4 protein-coding genes are annotated in these 1,988 nt (G+C 53.7%); all 4 read left to right on the top strand.

What is annotated here, in order from left to right; genetic code table 11:
• Positions 1 to 568 (top strand): host-nuclease inhibitor Gam family protein (locus ACO6BQ_RS12460; RefSeq protein WP_489121450.1); only part of this gene is annotated, 568 nt, incomplete at its 5' end.
• Positions 565 to 1,239 (top strand): AAA family ATPase, encoded by a 675-nt coding sequence (locus ACO6BQ_RS12455; protein ID WP_489121447.1) that lies wholly within the window; start codon positions 565 to 567, stop codon positions 1,237 to 1,239. The genes ACO6BQ_RS12460 and ACO6BQ_RS12455, both read left to right, overlap by 4 nt.
• The gene (locus tag ACO6BQ_RS12450; RefSeq protein ID WP_489121445.1) at positions 1,220 to 1,756 is read left to right on the top strand and encodes a DUF669 domain-containing protein; all 537 of its coding nucleotides are present in this window, start codon (positions 1,220 to 1,222) and stop codon (positions 1,754 to 1,756) included. The genes ACO6BQ_RS12455 and ACO6BQ_RS12450 overlap by 20 nt, the downstream gene beginning before the upstream one ends.
• 20 nt (positions 1,757 to 1,776) lie before the next feature.
• The coding region (locus tag ACO6BQ_RS12445; protein ID WP_489121443.1) for a putative HNHc nuclease at positions 1,777 to 1,988 on the top strand (212 nt) is incomplete at its 3' end.

Raw genomic sequence — 1,988 nt, 5'->3', positions numbered from 1 at the left:
TATTCCGAAAGGCGGTGTTGGCATCATGAGTGAGCGGATTGCAGCATACGGGACTGAAAAGAAGCCGTTCGCGGTGACGGATGAGGCAAGTGCGGAGTGGTGTCTCGAAAAGATGGAGGAGAACGCAAAGGGGCGGGCACTCATCGAAGAGCAGTACAAGCAGATGATCGCACGCTATGAGAAGTGGCGGGCGGATGCGCTTGCAGAGCTTGACGGGAGCGACGCATATCTCAAAAGCTTGCTTGAGCCGTGGGTGGCAGAGAAGATCGCGGACGGCAAGAAGAAGTCGGTCAAGTTGCCCTCTGGTGTGATCGGATTCCGCAAGGGTGCGGAAGATTGGAAGATGGGCAAAGAGAAGGCAGAGGCAACAAACGCCGCGCTCCTCGCGTTCGTCAAGGAAAATGATGTCTCCTTTGTCAAGGTGCAGGAATCCGTACGTTGGGGCGACTACAAGAAAACACTGACCGTCATGGAGGACGGGCGTGTGGTGAGTGCCACGGGTCAGATCATCGAAGGAATGACCGTCACGCAGGGCGCGCCGAGCTTCTATGTGGAGGTGGCGAAATGAGCAGAGCAATTCTGGTCATGGGGGAGAGCGGGAGCGGCAAGACGACCGCTCTCCGCACTCTCGACCCTGCGACCACATTCATCATTGACGCCGATCGCAAGGGGCTGTCGTGGCGTGGCTGGCGCAAGTCCTATAACAGCGCAAACAAAAACTATTTCCAGACATCGAGCGTCCCGAAGATCACCGAGGTGCTGAACCGTATTGACAAAGGCGACCTGCGGCACATCAAGACAGTTGTCATCGACACGCTAAATATGTGTATGACAGACGATGAGATGAATCGGATGCGGGAGAAGGGATATGACAAGTGGTCTGACATGTGTTGGAGCATCTGGGGGATTCTCACAAATATCCATCTCTACCGTGATGATCTGACGGTCGTATGTATGGCGCATTCGCAAACCGACCGCGATGATAACGGCTATATGTTCACACGGATGAAAACCTCTGGGCGCAAGCTAGACAAACTTGTACCCGAGGCAAAGTTCACAACGGTTCTGCTCTCTAAGGGGAGTGACGGGCAATATACATTTGTCACACAGGCAGATCACTCCACGGCGAAAAGTCCGATGGGGTGTTTCCCAAAGGAAATCCCGAATGACATGGCTGCGGTAATCGCGACGCTCAAGAAGTATGAGGAGGACGATGACAATGATGACGAAACCAAGTAACTGGGACGAGACAGCCGCTGTTACGGGGGAGTACATTCCCCTGCCGCCGGGGGGCTATGAATGCCGTATCGTGAAGGTGCAGCTGGGTGAATCAAAGAGCGGCGCGGAGATGCTGACGATTGCCTTTGACATCGAAAGCGGCAAGTACGCGAACTACTACCGCAAACAATATGAGGGACGCAAGGCAGGCAATGCTGATGCAAAATGGGGCGGTATGTACTATCAGCTCACGGCTGGTGATCATCAAGGGCGCTTCAAGGGCATGCTCCAGAACATCGAAAAATCCAATCCCGGCTATGTGTGGAACTGGGACGAGCAGAGCCTTGTCGGCAAACTCTTTGGCGGTAAGTTCCGCGAAGAGGAGTATGTCTACAACGGCAAGATCTACACATCGACAAAGTGCATAGGCATCCTGCCGATTGAGGGAGTCGAGGCAATCGCAGTACCGGAAAAGAAATGCATCGAGGCGGAGATGCGCAGCGCGTATACCGCTGATGATGACGACATTCCGTTCTGATGGTGCTCCTAGGTGAAGTTGTGGAGAAACGGGATGACGGCATTACGGTCTTTGTCCCGTTTCGTCACAACAAAAAGAGACCAGAGGGGTATCAACCGACTGTTGGCGTGGAGCTCGTGGATGAACGTCACATATCCGCAGATCAACGTAAGAAAGCATATGTCCTCATCTCCTACATCGCCGCATGGTGGGGGTATACGCCGACCGAAGCAATGAAGGAAATGCTAAAGCT

This window comes from Centipeda sp. (in: firmicutes), from assembly GCF_057271695.1.
The sequence above is the reverse complement of the archived record's forward strand: the minus strand, read 5'-3'. Positions and strand labels throughout refer to the sequence as shown.